We start from the raw sequence: 15180 nt of genomic DNA on the forward strand, positions 1-15180 counted from the left end.
GTGCGACGGCGAGGTGCTCGAAAGGGGTGGAACAGGGTGTCCGCTACGGGTTAACGTGCCGGCTTCAAGATCGGGAGTCTCGCATGGAGTCGTTGTCCGTTCCTACCGATGCCGAGCTGACCGGGCTCGCGCGGCTTGCCGCCGACGAGGTGCAGCGGCAGAAGCTGATGCTGGTGACGGCCGAGTCCTGCACCGGTGGCTGGATTGCCAAGGTGCTGACGGACCTGGCGGGCAGTTCGGCCTGGTTCGATGCCGGCGTGGTGACCTACAGCTACGAGGCCAAGGAGTCGTTGCTGGGCGTCAATCCGCGCACGCTGGAACACGATGGCGCGGTTAGCGAGGAAACCGCGCTGGAAATGGTCTCCGGCGCCCTGGCGCGCTTCGGCGCGGGCGTGGCGGTGGCGGTCACCGGTATTGCCGGGCCATCCGGTGGTACCCCCGAAAAGCCCGTGGGCACGGTGTGGATCGGCTGGAAGCGGCGTGGTGGCTACGCCCATGCCCGGCTGTACCAGTTCGCGGGTGATCGCGAGGCGGTACGCCGACAAACCGTGGCGGCGGCGCTCATCGGCCTTCGGAAAACGCTGACAGAGTGACGCGGCCGCTGCCGCCGGACCCTGGCGCCCGATGTGGGATAATCGGGCGGTACAGATCGCAGCCCGTGAGACGACAGCCGGGCATCATGCTTCCCATCACCACCCAACCGGAATCAAAGACGATGGATGACAACAAGCGCAAGGCGCTAGCCTCCGCCCTCGGCCAGATCGAGAAGCAGTTCGGCAAGGGTGCCGTCATGCGCATGGGCGATCGCGTCAACGAGGCCATCGCAACCATTTCCACCGGCTCGCTGGGGCTGGATATCGCACTCGGCGTCGGCGGTTTGCCGTGCGGTCGCGTGGTCGAGATCTACGGGCCGGAATCCTCCGGCAAGACCACCATGACCCTGCAGGCGATCGCCAGTTGCCAGCGTGCCGGCGGCACCGCGGCGTTCGTCGATGCCGAGCATGCACTGGACCCGACCTATGCCGAAAAGCTGGGCGTCAACGTGGACGACTTGCTGGTCTCGCAGCCCGACACCGGCGAGCAGGCGCTGGAAATCGCCGACATGCTGGTGCGCTCCGGCGCGGTGGACATGGTCGTGGTCGACTCGGTCGCCGCGCTGACCCCGAAGGCCGAAATCGAAGGCGAAATGGGCGACTCCCACGTCGGCCTGCATGCCCGCCTGATGAGCCAGGCCCTGCGCAAGCTCACCGCCAACATCAAGAAGTCCGGCTGCCTGGTGATCTTCATCAACCAGATCCGCATGAAGATCGGCGTGATGTTCGGCAGCCCCGAGACCACCACCGGCGGCAATGCGCTGAAGTTCTACGCCTCGGTGCGTCTGGATATCCGCCGCATCGGCGCGGTGAAGAAAGGCGAGGAGATCATCGGCTCGGAAACCCGCGTCAAGGTGGTCAAGAACAAGGTGGCGCCGCCCTTCCGCAAGTGCGAGTTCGAGATTCTCTACGGTGAAGGCACCTCGCGCGAAGGCGAGATCATCGAGCTGGGCGTGGCCGAAAGCCTGATCGACAAGTCCGGCGCGTGGTACAGCTACAAGGGCGACCGTATCGGCCAGGGCAAGGAAAACGTGCGCCAGTTCCTGCGCGACAATCCGGCCATTGCCAACGAGATCGACAAGGAACTGCGTGCGCGCCTGCTGGTCAGCGCCAAGTCGAATGCAGCCGCGGAGCCGGCAGCGGCCGAAGCCGAGGCCTGATGCCGACCGCGGGACCCGCCCTGTCGTGGCCGCGATGAAGCGGCGCGACAGCGGCGACAAGCCGGTTCCCAGCGCCTATGACAAGGCGTTGGGGCTGCTCGCACGGCGCGAACAGTCGAGACGCGAGCTTCGACGCAAGCTCGATCAGCGCGGCTACGCCGGTGAAGAGACCACGGCGGCACTGGACCGGCTCGGCGAGCAGCATTACCAGGATGACGAGCGCTTCGCCGGCATGCTGCTGCGCAACCGGGCGGGGCAGGGCTATGGCCCGCTGCGCATCCGCATGGAGCTGAAAACCCATGGATTGTCCGATGCCGTGATCCGCCAATTGCTGGACGGGGCAGAGGTCGACTGGGAGGCCTCCGCCGCGACACAATTGCGGCGCCGTTACGGTGGCAAGGCCAGTGCCGACCACGCTGAACGCGCCCGACGTGGGCAGTTCCTCTTGCGTCGCGGCTTTTCCGCCGCCACAGTAAGGCAAGTAACCCACGCTGAAGTGGACGACGCCGACGAGGAAAACTGATCGCGGCGTCGCTGCGGCGTGGCCTTTTTTTCGCAGCCTTACGCCACGATCGAATGACTCAGACTCGCATGAAAACGGCCGACATCCGCTCGACCTTCCTCGACTTTTTCCGCTCGAAGGGGCACACCGTCGTGCCGTCCAGCTCGCTGGTGCCGTCCAGCGATCCCACGCTGCTGTTCACCAATTCGGGCATGGTGCAGTTCAAGAACGTGTTCCTGGGCAGCGAGAAGCTGTCCTACGTGCGTGCGACCGACGTGCAGCGCTGCCTGCGCGCCGGCGGCAAGCACAACGACCTGGACGCCGTGGGCTATACCGCGCGCCACCACACCTTCTTCGAGATGCTGGGCAACTGGTCGTTCGGCGACTACTTCAAGCGCGATGCCATTGGCTGGGCGTGGGAGCTGCTCACCGGCGTGTTCAAGCTGCCGGCGGACAAGTTGTGGGTCACCGTCTACCACACCGATGACGAGGCCTACGACATCTGGAACAAGCAGGTCGGCGTACCGGCCGAGCGCATCGTGCGCATCGGCGACAACAAGGGCGCGCCGTTCGCCTCGGACAACTTCTGGCAGATGGCCGACACCGGGCCCTGCGGCCCGTGCACCGAGATCTTCTACGACCACGGCGCGGACATCGCCGGCGGTCCGCCGGGGTCGCCGGACGAGGACGGCGATCGCTACATCGAGATCTGGAACCTGGTGTTCATGCAGTTCGATCGCGCACCGGACGGCACGCTGTCGCCGTTGCCCGCGCCGTGCGTCGACACCGGCATGGGTCTGGAGCGCCTTGCCGCCGTGCTGCAGCACGTGCATTCCAACTACGAGATCGACCTGTTCGAGCGCCTGATTCGCGCGGCCGGTGAATTCACCGCCACCAGGGATCTGGGCAACAAGTCGTTGCGCGTGATCGCCGATCACATTCGCGCCTGCAGTTTCCTGATCGTCGATGGCGTGCTGCCTTCCAACGAGGGGCGCGGCTACGTGCTGCGCCGAATCATCCGGCGTGCCTTGCGACATGGCTGGATGCTCGGCGTGCGTGGCGACTTCTTCTGGAAGATGGTGCAGCCGCTGGTCGAGGAGATGGGCGTGGCCTATCCCGAGCTGGTGCAGAAGCAGTCCTTTGTCGAGGACGCGTTGCGCACCGAGGAACAACGCTTCGGCGAAACGCTGGAGCACGGCATGCGCGTGTTCGATGAAGTGGCGGCCAAATCGGGCAAGACCATTCCCGGCGTCGATGCCTTCCGTCTGTACGACACCTACGGCTTCCCGGTCGATCTCACCGCCGACATCGCGCGCGAACGCGCGCTGGACGTGGACATGGCCGGCTTCGAGCAGGCCATGAACGAACAGCGCGAGCGCGCCCGCGCCGCCGGCAAGTTCGAGGCCAAGGGGCAGATGCCGGCCGAACTGGCCAGCCAGCTCAAGCCGACGGTTTTTCTTGGCTACGAGGCTCTGTCGGCCAGCGGCAGCAAGGTGCTCGGTATCGTCCGTGACGGCCGCCAAGTCGGTCAGTTGACCGAGGGCGAGGAAGGCCTGGTCATACTTGATCGGACGCCGTTCTACGCCGAGTCCGGTGGCCAGGTAGGCGACACGGGTTCGTTGGCGAATGACCAGGGCCGTTTCGACGTGGCCGATACGCTGAAGATGGGTGGCGTGTTCTTCGGGCATGCCGGTGCGTGGCACGGCACGCAGTCGCTGAAGACCGGCGACGTGGTCACGGCGCAGGTCGACGCTGACCGTCGCCAGGCGATCAGGCTCAATCATTCGGCGACCCATTTGCTGCATGCCGCGTTGCGCCAGGTGCTGGGCACACACGTGACGCAGAAGGGCTCGCTGGTGGCACCGGAGCGCCTGCGCTTCGACTTCGCCCACCACAAACCGATGAGTCACGATGAGCTGGCTCGCGTGGAAGCATTGGTCAATGCCGAAGTGCGTCGCAACGCCGAGGCCGAAGTGCGCCAGATGGGTTACGACGAAGCAATCGCGTTTGGCGCGATGGCCTTGTTCGGCGAGAAGTACGGCGACGAAGTGCGCGTGCTGAAGATGGGCGATTTCTCCACCGAATTGTGTGGCGGCACCCATGTGAGTCGCACCGGCGACATCGGCCTGTTCAAGATCGTCGGCGAAGCGGGCGTGGCCTCCGGCGTGCGTCGTATCGAGGCGGTGACCGGCGACGGTGCGCTGGCTTACGTGGCGGACGAGGAGCGTCGCCTGGCCGAATTCTCGCAGCTGCTGTCCAGCACGGGCGACGATGCGGTGGAGAAGCTGCGCCAGTTGTTCGACCGTCAGAAAAAGCTGGAGCGCGAACTCGAATCGCTGCGCAGCAAGGCCGCCGGTTCGGCCACGGCCGACCTGGCCGGTTCGGCGCAGGACGTGGACGGCATCAAGGTTGTCGCCGCGCGGCTGGAAGGGCTGGATGCCAAGTCCTTGCGCGACAGCATCGACAAGCTCAAGCAGGAACTTGGCGATTGCGTGCTGCTGCTTGCCGCGGCCGCCGACGGGCGCGTCTCGCTGGTTGCCGGCGTGCATGGCGCCGCGCTGGGGCGGATCAAGGCGGGCGACGTGGTGGCGCACGTGGCGCGCCAGATCGACGGCAAGGGCGGCGGTCGCCCGGACATGGCCCAGGGCGGTGGCGCCGATGCGCCGCAGCTGCCCGAACTGTTGGCAGGTCTGCGGAACTGGGTCGCGGATCGGCTGTCCAATGCCAAACCGGATGCGTAGGCCGTTTGTCCCGTTCGAAACGCGTTGCACCCAAGGCGCGCGCTCGGCTACCATCGGCTGGATGTCGTATTGCGGCAAGATGGCAGTGCGGAGGCAAAGGCGTCTTACGGAGCATTCGCTTCATTGAGGCCCGGGAAGGCGGCAAGGCCTTTCGGATGCTGGAGTCGAACTGCAAGTGGTCGTGCTCAGGGGTGAGGCACCGCTACGCAGAAGGCCTGTGACCACTCGTATTTAATGGAGTAGCGATATGTTGATTCTGACCCGCCGGGTCGGTGAAACCCTGATGATCGGTGACGAGGTGACCGTCACTGTTCTCGGCGTAAAGGGCAACCAGGTGCGTATCGGCATCAATGCCCCGAAGAACGTTGCGGTTCATCGCGAAGAGATCTACCAGCGCATCAAGGGTGAACACGATGCCGCTGCGCCCGATGAATCCGAGGAACACTGATCTTTAGGCTTTACCTTAGCCTCGCCGGCAAGTATCCTTGCCGGCTCCGCAGAAATGCGGCGAAAATCCGGAGAGATGCCCGAGTGGCCGAAGGGGCTCCCCTGCTAAGGGAGTATAGGGTCAAAAGCCTTATCGAGGGTTCGAATCCCTCTCTCTCCGCCAGATACGCAAAACGCCCCCACGTGGGGCGTTTTGCGTATCTGGCGGAGAGAGGTGGTGGACGCCATGCACACGATGGTCACTTCAGCTTTGCGAGCATCCGCCCAAACATGCCCGATGCAACGGGTGGCGCCCATGTGTACGTGAATGGTGTCCGACCAGTCGCATGACTGGTGTCCGGTGAAAGCTGTCCGATGGCCTGCATCGATTGATCCGCAGCTCAAGCCCGGAGGTAGCGCCGCATGACTGGACATGCCCGAACCCGACATCGCATGGCTGCCGACGACAAGCGGTTGCGACGCGATGTCGGCATCGTCGGACTGCTGTTCACGGCAGTAGGTTCGATCATCGGTTCGGGCTGGCTGTTCGGGGCGTTGAGTGCGGCGCAGATCGCCGGGCCGGCGTCGATCCTGGCCTGGGGCATTGGCGGGGTGATGATCATCCTGATCGGTCTGTGCTACGCCGAGCTTGGCACCATGTTTCCGGTGTCCGGCGGTGTGGTGCGTTTCCCGCACTTCGCATTCGGTTCGTTTGCCAGTTACACGCTGGGCTGGATCAGTTGGCTGGCGGTTGCTTCCACTACATCGATCGAGGTGGAGGCCGCGCTGCAATACGCCACCAACTACCTGCCGTGGCTGCAACGCCTGCAGGATGGCGTGCCGGTACTGACCGCCGCGGGTTTCGCGGTGGCGGCGACCATGCTTGGCATCTTCAGTCTGATCAACGTGGTGGGCATTCGCTGGTTCGCGCGACTCAACAATGCGCTGGTGTGGTGGAAGCTGATCATCATCTGCGTGGTGATCATCGCGTTCCTGTTCACTGCATTCCATGGCGCGAATTTCCATGGCGGCACGCTCGCTCAGGATCACGTTGGTGGCTTCATGCCGTTCGGCTGGAGCGGTGTGTTCGCGTCCATCGCCACTGCCGGCATCGTGTTCTCGTACCTCGGCTTTCGCCAGGGCGTGGAGCTGGCGGGCGAAACCAGCCATCCGCAGCGCAACGTGCCGATCGCGATCATCGGTTCGGTGCTGATCACGGCCGTGATCTACGTGGCCTTGCAGGTGGCCTTCATCGGTGCGTTGCCGGCCGAGGCGCTGGCGCATGGCTGGGCACATATCGGCACCAGTTTCAGTGGCGGACTGGATCATGTGGCCGCCACCTATGGACCGTTGGCCGCACTGGCAGGGGTGATGGGGCTGACCTGGCTCGCGGTGTTGCTGTACGTCGATGCCTTCATCTCGCCAGCGGACACGGCGCTGATCTACACCACGGTGACGGCGCGCATTGCCTACGCGATGGGGCGCAACGGCAATGCGCCGCGCTCGCTGGCCAAGGTGAACGAACGTGGCGTGCCGTGGATCAGCGTGATCCTCACTTTCATCGTCGGGCTGATCTTTTTCCTGCCGTTCCCGGGCTGGCAGAAGCTGGTTGGTTTCGTGACCTCGGCCACCGTGCTCTCGTTCGGCTCGGGGCCGCTGGCGGTGCTGGCCATGCGCAGGCAGTTGCCGCGGCAGGATCGTCCGTTCCGGCTGCCGTTCGTGCACGTGATCGCCTACCTGGCGTTCCTGTCCTCGAACCTGATCGTCTATTGGTCAGGCTGGGACACCGACTGGAAGCTGTTCGTGGCGGTGCTGATCGGCTACATCGTGCTGGCCATTCACGAATGGCGCTATCGCAAGCAGACGCCGCCGCTGGAATGGCGCGCCGGTGCCTGGGTCGTGGTCTGGCTGGCAGGTCTGGCGGTGATCAGTTGGCTGGGCGATTACCCCGCCGCAGGAAAACACGCGGGCAATCTGCACCTGTTCAATTTCGCCGAGTCCATCGGCATCATCGGTGTGTTTTCGCTGCTGGTGATGTGGATGGCCATGCGCCTGCGTCTGCCGACCGAACGGGTGGAATCGCATCTGGGCGAGACCGACGCGACGCAGGCCGGATAGCCCACCGGGCACCACCGTTCAGCCGACGGCCAGACCGCGCAGCTGGACGTGGTCAGGCGTCACGCTCAGCACCGAGCCCTGCTCGTACCAGTCGCCCAGCACGATGCGCTCGGCTGGTTGGCCATCCAGGTCGAAGCGATGGATGGCCGGGCGGTGGGTGTGGCCGTGGATCAGACGGGTCACGCCGGCCTGGCGCATGGTGCCGGCCACGGCGTCGGCGTTGACGTCCATGATCGATTCCATGGTGTTGCCGGTATGCGCCTTGCTGTCGGCACGGGCCTTGGCAGCAAAGGCCCGACGCGCTTCCAGCGGCATCGACAGGATATGGGCCTTCCATTCGGGCGTGCGTACCTGCTTGCGCACGGTCTGGTAGGCGAGGTCGTCGGTGCACAGCACGTCGCCGTGCATCAGCAGGGTGGGGCGGCCGTACAGCGTGTGCACGGTGCCGTCGTCGAGCAGTTCGAAGCCGGCGCGGCGTGCGTAGTCTGCGCCCAGCAGGAAGTCGCGGTTGCCGACCATGAAGTACACCGGCACGCCGGCATCGCGTACCGCGTGCGTGGCGTTGGCGATGCGGCGCGGCAGCTCGGCATCGTCGTCGTCACCGATCCAGGCTTCGACCAGGTCGCCCAGGATGTACAACGCGTCGGCGCTGCGCACTTCGTCGCCGGCGAGGTAGTGTTCGAACAGTTCGGTGATCTGCGGACGGCTGTCGTCCAGATGCAGGTCGGCGATGAACAGGGTATGGCTCATGCGGGCTTGCCGGCCTTGGCGGGCTTCTTGTGCGTCGCGGTGTGCTTGCCGGTCTTCGGCTGCGGCTGGGCCGGCGCGGCCTTGGCGCTTGTTGCGGCCTCGGCCGGCGCAGCGCTGCTGGCAGCGGAGGCCGGTGCCTCCTCGCCGATCACGCTGGCACTTTCGATCACCACCAGCGGGTTGGGGACGTCGGCAGCGAACGGGCCGAGCGCGCGGGTGGGCAGCGCGGCAATCTTGTCCACCACGTCCATGCCCTTGACCACCTTGCCGAACACGGCGTAGCCCCAGGTCAGCCCGCTCTGGTTGCCGGCGTAGTCGAGGCGACGGTTGTCGACCAGGTTGACGAAGAACTGCGAGGTGCCGGAATTCGGGTCGGCGCCACGCGCCACGGCCACGGTGCCGCGTAGGTTGGACAAGCCGTTGTCCGCCTCGCTGGCAATGGGCGAGTGCGTGCGGCGCGGCTGCAGTTCACGCGTGTACAGGCCACCTTGCACCAGATAGCCGGGGATCGAGCGGTGGAACACGGTGCCGGCGTAGAAGCCCTCGCGCACGTAGCGCAGGAAGTTGGCCACGCTCTTGGGCGCCTTGTCCGGAAACAGTTCCAGCGTGATGTCGCCCTGCGATGTATGCAGCAGGACCTGTGGATCCACGGTGGGTGATGCGGTGACCTTGGGCGTGTCGGCGGCGAAAGCGGACAGCGAGAACAGGAGCAGCGGAACGAGCAGAAGCTTGGACATGAGGGGCAAGTCAGCGAGGGCGTCCACGCATGATACGCAAAGAGGGTGAACATGGCTCAAGCGCGAAGCCATGCCATGGCCGCACGGCGTGTGTGGATGGCGCACGCGCACGGGCGCCGGCGCCGCTGCTCAGGCGGTTGACACGCCAAGCGCCAGGCCGAGTTCGGTCATCGGCGGCGTCTCCTGCACGAGGTCGGCTTCGCTCAGTGGATGGTGTTCGAGCCAGTCGGCGGGCAGTTGCAGGTGCAGTTGCTGGCCGCTGGCTTGCAGCCGCAAGGAGGGCAGTGATTCGGCGCGTCGGGCACGGCGAAACAGTACGGCCAGACGCAGCAGGGCGGTGATTTGCCGGGACAGTTGGCGATAGCGTTGCGGCAGGGCGGCGAACATGGCCTTGTCCGGCTTGCGCCGGTGCGCCTCGACGATGGCGGCCAGCAATTGCTGCTCCTGCCGCGAAAAGCCGGCCATGTCGGCGTGGCGCAGGATGTAGCCGCCGTGGCGGTGGTGCTGGCTGTGGGCGATGGCCAGGCCGATCTCGTGCACGCGCGCGGCCCAGGACAGCCATTCACGCGCTTCGGCGTCCAGCTTCCACGCCGCCGCGACCTGGTCGAACAGCATCAGTGCGGTGGATTCGACACGCCGCGCCTGCGCGCGATCCACGCCGTAGCGGCTGGCCAGTGCATCGATGCTGGCGGTGCGCGGGTCGCTGCCGCCAGCGCGGCCGAGCAGGTCCCACAACAGGCCTTCGCGCATGGAGTTGTCGCACACGCGCAGGCGCTCGATGCCCAGCGCCTCGAAGGCAGCCTCGAAGATCACCACCGCACCGGCGATCACCGGCGCACGCTCTTCGGCCAGGCCGGGCAGCTTGAGCGCGCCGATCTGGCCTTGTTCCAGCATGGCCTCGCGCAGGGCTCCCAACGTGGCGAGCGTGATGCCGTCATCGGACAGCTTCATCGCTTGTACCGTCGAGCTGATCGCCTTGGCGCTGCCGGAAGAGCCATAGGCATCGAGCCAGCCGACCTCGCGGTAATCCTCGGCAAACTGCTGCAGCAGCACGCCGATTTCGGTGTGGGCGCGCTGCCAGCGTTTGCGGGTGAGCTTGCCGCCGGGGAAGAAACGCAGTGTGGAGGCGATGCAGCCGGCCTGCACACTCTCGGTCTGCAGCGGAGCGAGGCCGCGGCCGATGATGAATTCGGTGCTGCCGCCGCCCACGTCGATCACCAGCCGGTGTTCGCGCGAGACCGGCAGGCCGTGCGACGCGCCAAGGAAGATCAGGCGGCCTTCTTCGCGGCCGGACACGACTTCCACGGGATGGCCCAGTGCCGACTCGGCCGCAGCGAGAAAGGTGTGCGGTGCGGCCAGCTGCCGCACGCTGTTGGTGGCCACCGCGCGGACATGGCTGGACGGAATGCCGGCAATGCGCTGGCCGAAGCGGGCCAGGCAGTCGAGCGCCAGCCCGCGGCGCGCGGCATCCAGTGAGCCATCGGCACGCAGGCCGGCGGCCATGCGCACGCTGTCGCGCAGGCGATCGATGATGCGTGGCTCGCCGTGCTCGACCCTCGCCACCATCAGATGGAAGCTATTGGAGCCCATGTCCACCGCGGCGATCAATTCGCCGTTGCGGATCGGTGTCGGATCGCCGTGGCTCAAGCGCGGGCTTCCCTGCGAGGTTGCGAAAGATCCGGGGTGATCGGGTAGGAGCCCGCTCGCGGGCGATGCTGTTGGCCGTGATTCGGGAGAGCATCGCCCGCGAGCGGGCTCCTACAACGGCCATGGTGGTGGGAGGCTGAAGTTTTCACGGGCTCGGAGATCATGAGCAGGCTCTGGGCGGACGGTGGTTCCGGCCCGCCTCGGTACATGCATGATGCCGGATCATCACGATCATGGACACAGCTTGTCCAGCAGGGTCTGCTGGGCGTCATGGGCCAGCGCGTCGCCAGGCGCGGCCCGCGCGTAGCGGCCGTTGGCGTCGAGCAGCCATGCGTGGGTGTTGTCGGCCAGGTAATTGGCCAGCGTTTCGTCGTACACGCGTTGCGCCAGTACCGGGTCGAGGATGGGGAAGGCCACCTCGATGCGGCGCAGCAGGTTGCGCTCCATCCAGTCGGCGCTGGCGCAGTACACCTCGGCGTTGCCATCGTTGGCGAACCAGTAGACGCGGCTGTGCTCCAGGAACCGGCCAATGATGGAACGCACGCGAATGCGTTCGGACAGCCCCGGCAGGCCGGGTCGCAAGGTGCACGCGCCACGCACGATCAGGTCGATCTCCACGCCGGCTTCCGAGGCGCGGTACAGCGCCTCGACCACGTGCGCTTCGTTCAGCGCGTTGAGCTTGGCCACGATGCGTGCCGGCTTGCCGGCCCGTGCGTTGGCGGTTTCGCGCTCGATCTTTGCGACCACGCTGGTGTACAGCGTGAAGGGCGAGTGCAGCAGCCGCTTCAGTTGCAACCGCGGTCCCAGCCCGGAGAGTTGCTGGAAAACCTTGTGGATGTCCTCGCCGATTTCCGGGTTGGCCGACATCAGTCCGATGTCGGTGTAAAGGCGGCTGTTGGCCTGGTGGTAGTTGCCGGTGGACAAGTGCACGTAGCGGCGCAGGTGGCCGTCTTCACGGCGCACGATCAGCATCATCTTGGCGTGGGTCTTGTAACCGACCACGCCGTAGACCACCTGCACGCCGGCTTCCTGCAGGCGCATGGCCAGGCGGATGTTGGCTTCCTCGTTGAAGCGGGCGCGCAATTCGATCACCACGGTGACGTCCTTGCCGTTGCGCGATGCTTCCACCAGCAGGTCGACCAGCGGGGTGTCCGAATCGGCGCGATACAGCGTCTGCTTGATCGCCAGCACCTCCGGGTCTTGCGCGGCCTGGCGCAGCAGGTCCACCACCGCGCCAAACGACTCGTAGGGGTGATGCAACAGGACGTCGCGCTGGCGCAACACGTCGAACATGCGGCTTTCGACATCCAGCCCGCCGGGCAGGCGCGGAGTGAAGCGCGGGAACTTCAGCGCGGGGCGATCGAGGCGGTTGCAGATCGAGCCGGCACGAATGATGTTGACCGGGCCGTCGCAGCGGTAGACGTCGGTTTCCTCCAGCTCGAAGTTGGCGATCAGCATGGACACGATGGATTGCGGGCAGTCATTGCCGATTTCCAGTCGCACCGGGCGCGCGTAGCCGCGGCCGAGCAATTCCTCGCTGAGCGCGTGTGCCAGGTTGTCCACCTCGGCTTCTTCCACCACCAGTTCGCTGTTGCGGGTGACGCGAAACTGGTAGGAGCCGGCCACGTCGAGCCCGGGGAACATCAGGTCGGCAAAGGACTGCAGCAATTCGGCCAGGAACACGAAATGGTCGCCCGGCCCGCAGACCTCGTCGGGCAGGCGGATGATGCGGGGCAACGAGCGCGGTGCGCGCACCAGTGCCATGTGGCCTTCGTGGCCGAAGGCGTCGCGGCCGTGCAGCACCACCGCGATGTTCAGCGTCTTGTTGAGGATGCGCGGGAACGGATGCACCGGGTCCAGGCCCAGCGGCGACAGCACCGGCAGCACCTCGTTCTCGAAATAGCCACGCAGCCAGCGACGTTGACGGTCGCTCCATTGCTCGTGGGTCAGGAAATGGATGTCCTCGGCACCCAGGGCCGGCCCGAGGTCATCGTGCCAGGTGGCGTATTGCGCGCTGACCAGGTCGAGCACGCGCTGGCGGATGCGGGTGAGGATTTCGGCGGAGCTCAATCCGTCCGGGCCGGGTGCGGCCGAACCGTAGCTGTGGTGATGCTTGAGCACGGCGACGCGCACCTCGAAGAACTCGTCGAGGTTGTTGGCGACGATGCTCAAGTAGCGCAATCGCTCCAGCAGTGGAATGCGGGCGTCCTGGGCCTGGCTGAGGACGCGGAAATTGAATTCCAGTGCGGCCAGCTCGCGGTTCAGGTAGAACTGCGCGGCGGTCGGGTCGGGGGACTGGGACTGGGGCGTTGCGGGATCAGGCATGCTGACATTCTCGCCCATGCCGGGCTCGCATGCATGATGCGGCGCGGCTGGGGTTCAGTGTGGAGTCTGGGCGGTAGCCATCGTTCGGGCCGTGAACCTTTCCGCCGGCCGGGCTGCCGGGCTCAAGGTGTATCCGGAAAGTCCGGGGGAAAGTCGTCTTCGCCGGTATGCTCGGGCAGCAGCCGCTCCTTGCCGAAACGGCAGGCGAAGGTGGAGCCTTGTCCGGGCGTGCTGTGTATTTCCAGGCGACCCTGGTGCAGGTTCAGCACGTGCTTGACGATCGACAGGCCCAGGCCGGTGCCGCCGCTGTCGCGTGAACGGCTGGACGATACCCGGTAGAAGCGTTCGGTCAGCCGCGCCAGGTGGTCGGCGGGGATGCCGAAGCCGGTGTCGTTGACCGAGTAGAGGGCACCGTCCGGGGTACGTTCCCAGCGAATCGTGATGGTGCCGTCGGCTGGCGTGTAGCGCACCGCATTGCTGACCAGGTTGGACAACGCGCTGTGCAGGTCCTTCGGCGAGCCGAGCAGGTCGACGTGTGCAGTGGCATCCAGCACGATGCGATGGCGACCCTGGCTGATCGCCTCGGCTTCCTTGCGCAAGGTGGCGAGCAGCGATGCCATGGGCACGCGTTCGTCGGAGACCGTGTTCTGGGTTTCCAGCCGCGACAGGGTAAGCAGGTCCTCGACGATCTGCCCCATGCGCCTGGACTGAGTGCGCATCTCGCCGAGCACCGGCGCCAGATCGGGCACGTCTTCCGGATCGAGCAATTCGAGATAGCCGTGGATGACGGTCAGCGGCGTGCGCAATTCATGCGAGACGTTGGCCACGAAGTCGCGCCGGATCTGTTCCAGTCGCGTCAGATGGCTGATGTCGCGCGCCAGCAGCAGGTGCTGGTGGTGGCCGAACGGCAGCATCTCGACGTTGATGTGCCGGCTCGGCTGGCCGGGGGCGGCGATGTCGTGCAGGGGGTGACTGGAATCGCCTTGCAGCCAGTTGGCCAGTTCCGAGCCGTGCAGGCGGGCCTGCAGGAACGCGTTGCGATCGTGCGGACGGCGCAGGCCGAGCAGAGACTCGGCGGCATGGTTGAACCAGCGCACGCGCTGCTGCTGGTCGAGCAGCACGATGGCATCCGGCAGGCTGGCGGCGGCGGAGCGCAGGTCGTGCAGGTTGCTGGCAAGGCGGCGCGAGCGGTGCATGAAGCGGTCGTGGCGGAGCAAGGGAGTGTCGGGCATGGATGCCATGGTGTTCCGTGTTCCGTGACGGAGTCGCGACAGTAAAAGGACGATTTCCGCCACCGCGACGATAGCCACGCCGGCGGCGACATGGCCGCCCGCCGCCGCGCCACCCGCGGCGCCCGCGAGCAGCCCGGCCAGCAGGGCTGCCGGCAACATCCATGTGGCGGATCGCGATTGGGTCATCGTGTGGCTTGGCTCACTCGCTGGTGGAAAAACGATAACCGGCGCCGCGCACCGTCTGGATCAGCCCGTCCAGTTGCCACGGTTCCAGCGTCTTGCGCAGGCGGCGGATGTGCACGTCCACGGTGCGCTCTTCCACGTACACGCTGCCGCCCCACACGTGGTCGAGCAATTGCGCACGCGAATACACGCGCTCGGGATGGGTCATGAAAAAGTGCAGCAGCCGGTATTCGGTGGGGCCGATGACGACGGCTTCGTCGCCGGCGAACACGCGGTGCGCCGGGCCGTCGATGCGCAGGCCACCCACTTCGATCGTGCCGGAGCCGTCGTCGCCGTGGCTGCGTCGGAGCACGGCCTTGATGCGGGCGATCAGTTCGCGCGCGGAGAACGGCTTGATCACGTAGTCGTCCACGCCGGCTTCCAGGCCGTTCACGCGATCCATTTCCTCGCCGCGGGCGGTGAGCATGATGATCGGAATCTCGCGACCGGGTTCCTCGCGGCGCAACCGGCGCGCCAGTTCCAGCCCGCTCATGCCGGGCAGCATCCAGTCGAGCAGGATCAGGTCGGGTACGCGTTCGGCGATGGCCATTTGCGCGGACCGCGCGTCGGCGGCCTGGATGGCTTCCATGTCGGCCTTGCGCAAGGCAAAGGCGACCATGTCGCGGATCGAGGGCTCATCTTCAACGATCAGGATACGTTTGTGCACGCGTGGGCTCGCTCGGGTGGCCTGTGACACGAGTATTGCAGCGTTGCAATGTTACGAGGG

General features: G+C 65.9%; 12 protein-coding genes and 1 tRNA gene. 7 read left to right on the forward strand and 6 right to left on the reverse strand.

The genetic code is table 11. The annotated features are described in order from the left end of the window. Positions 1-83 precede the first annotated feature (83 nt). From BMY90_RS00500 to BMY90_RS00530, 7 genes are all read left to right on the forward strand, one after another. Positions 84-593 carry a CinA family protein gene (locus tag BMY90_RS00500; protein WP_092700372.1) on the forward strand — a complete coding sequence of 170 codons (510 nt, stop codon included), beginning with the start codon at positions 84-86 and terminating at the stop codon, positions 591-593. Between the two features lie 122 nt (positions 594-715). After that, entirely contained in the window at positions 716-1753 is a 1038-nt protein-coding gene (recA, locus tag BMY90_RS00505; RefSeq protein WP_008213550.1) for a recombinase RecA, read from the forward strand. A gap of 34 nt (positions 1754-1787) precedes the next feature. Next, the gene (locus BMY90_RS00510) at positions 1788-2276 is read left to right on the forward strand and encodes a regulatory protein RecX (RefSeq protein ID WP_092700374.1); all 489 of its coding nucleotides are present in this window, start codon (positions 1788-1790) and stop codon (positions 2274-2276) included. Positions 2277-2344: 68 nt separating this feature from the next. Beyond that, positions 2345-4996 (forward strand): alanine--tRNA ligase, encoded by a 2652-nt coding sequence (gene alaS, locus BMY90_RS00515; protein WP_092700377.1) that lies wholly within the window; start codon positions 2345-2347, stop codon positions 4994-4996. A 247-nt stretch (positions 4997-5243) separates the two neighbouring features. Beyond that, positions 5244-5444 carry a carbon storage regulator CsrA gene (csrA, locus tag BMY90_RS00520; RefSeq protein ID WP_008213554.1) on the forward strand — a complete coding sequence of 67 codons (201 nt, stop codon included), beginning with the start codon at positions 5244-5246 and terminating at the stop codon, positions 5442-5444. Between the two features lie 69 nt (positions 5445-5513). Then, a tRNA-Ser gene (locus BMY90_RS00525) sits at positions 5514-5606 on the forward strand. A gap of 239 nt (positions 5607-5845) precedes the next feature. Beyond that, the gene (locus tag BMY90_RS00530; protein WP_245734771.1) at positions 5846-7540 is read left to right on the forward strand and encodes an APC family permease; all 1695 of its coding nucleotides are present in this window, start codon (positions 5846-5848) and stop codon (positions 7538-7540) included. Between the two features lie 18 nt (positions 7541-7558). Here BMY90_RS00530 and BMY90_RS00535 read toward each other — a convergent pair whose 3' ends face one another. From BMY90_RS00535 to phoB, 6 genes are all read right to left on the reverse strand, one after another. Then, positions 7559-8290, reverse strand: a complete 732-nt coding sequence (locus tag BMY90_RS00535) for a UDP-2,3-diacylglucosamine diphosphatase (RefSeq protein WP_092700383.1) — start codon at positions 8288-8290, stop codon at positions 7559-7561. Continuing rightward, positions 8287-9027 carry a peptidylprolyl isomerase gene (locus BMY90_RS00540; RefSeq protein WP_092700386.1) on the reverse strand — a complete coding sequence of 247 codons (741 nt, stop codon included), beginning with the start codon at positions 9025-9027 and terminating at the stop codon, positions 8287-8289. The genes BMY90_RS00535 and BMY90_RS00540 overlap by 4 nt, the downstream gene beginning before the upstream one ends. 129 nt (positions 9028-9156) lie before the next feature. Further along, the gene (locus tag BMY90_RS00545) at positions 9157-10617 is read right to left on the reverse strand and encodes a Ppx/GppA phosphatase family protein (protein ID WP_425438638.1); all 1461 of its coding nucleotides are present in this window, start codon (positions 10615-10617) and stop codon (positions 9157-9159) included. 288 nt (positions 10618-10905) lie between these two features. Beyond that, positions 10906-12999 carry a polyphosphate kinase 1 gene (gene ppk1 / locus BMY90_RS00550; RefSeq protein ID WP_092701038.1) on the reverse strand — a complete coding sequence of 698 codons (2094 nt, stop codon included), beginning with the start codon at positions 12997-12999 and terminating at the stop codon, positions 10906-10908. 122 nt (positions 13000-13121) lie between these two features. Then, on the reverse strand, positions 13122-14417 hold the full coding sequence (gene phoR / locus BMY90_RS00555) for a phosphate regulon sensor histidine kinase PhoR (protein ID WP_175481463.1): 1296 nt from the start codon (positions 14415-14417) through the stop codon (positions 13122-13124). Positions 14418-14430: 13 nt separating this feature from the next. Beyond that, complete coding sequence (gene phoB / locus BMY90_RS00560) at positions 14431-15120, reverse strand: phosphate regulon transcriptional regulator PhoB (RefSeq protein WP_092700389.1); 690 nt, start codon at positions 15118-15120, stop codon at positions 14431-14433. Between the last annotated feature and the right edge of the window lie 60 nt (positions 15121-15180).

The organism is Rhodanobacter glycinis, from assembly GCF_900114325.1.
GTDB classification, from domain to species: Bacteria; Pseudomonadota; Gammaproteobacteria; order Xanthomonadales; family Rhodanobacteraceae; genus Rhodanobacter_A; species Rhodanobacter_A glycinis.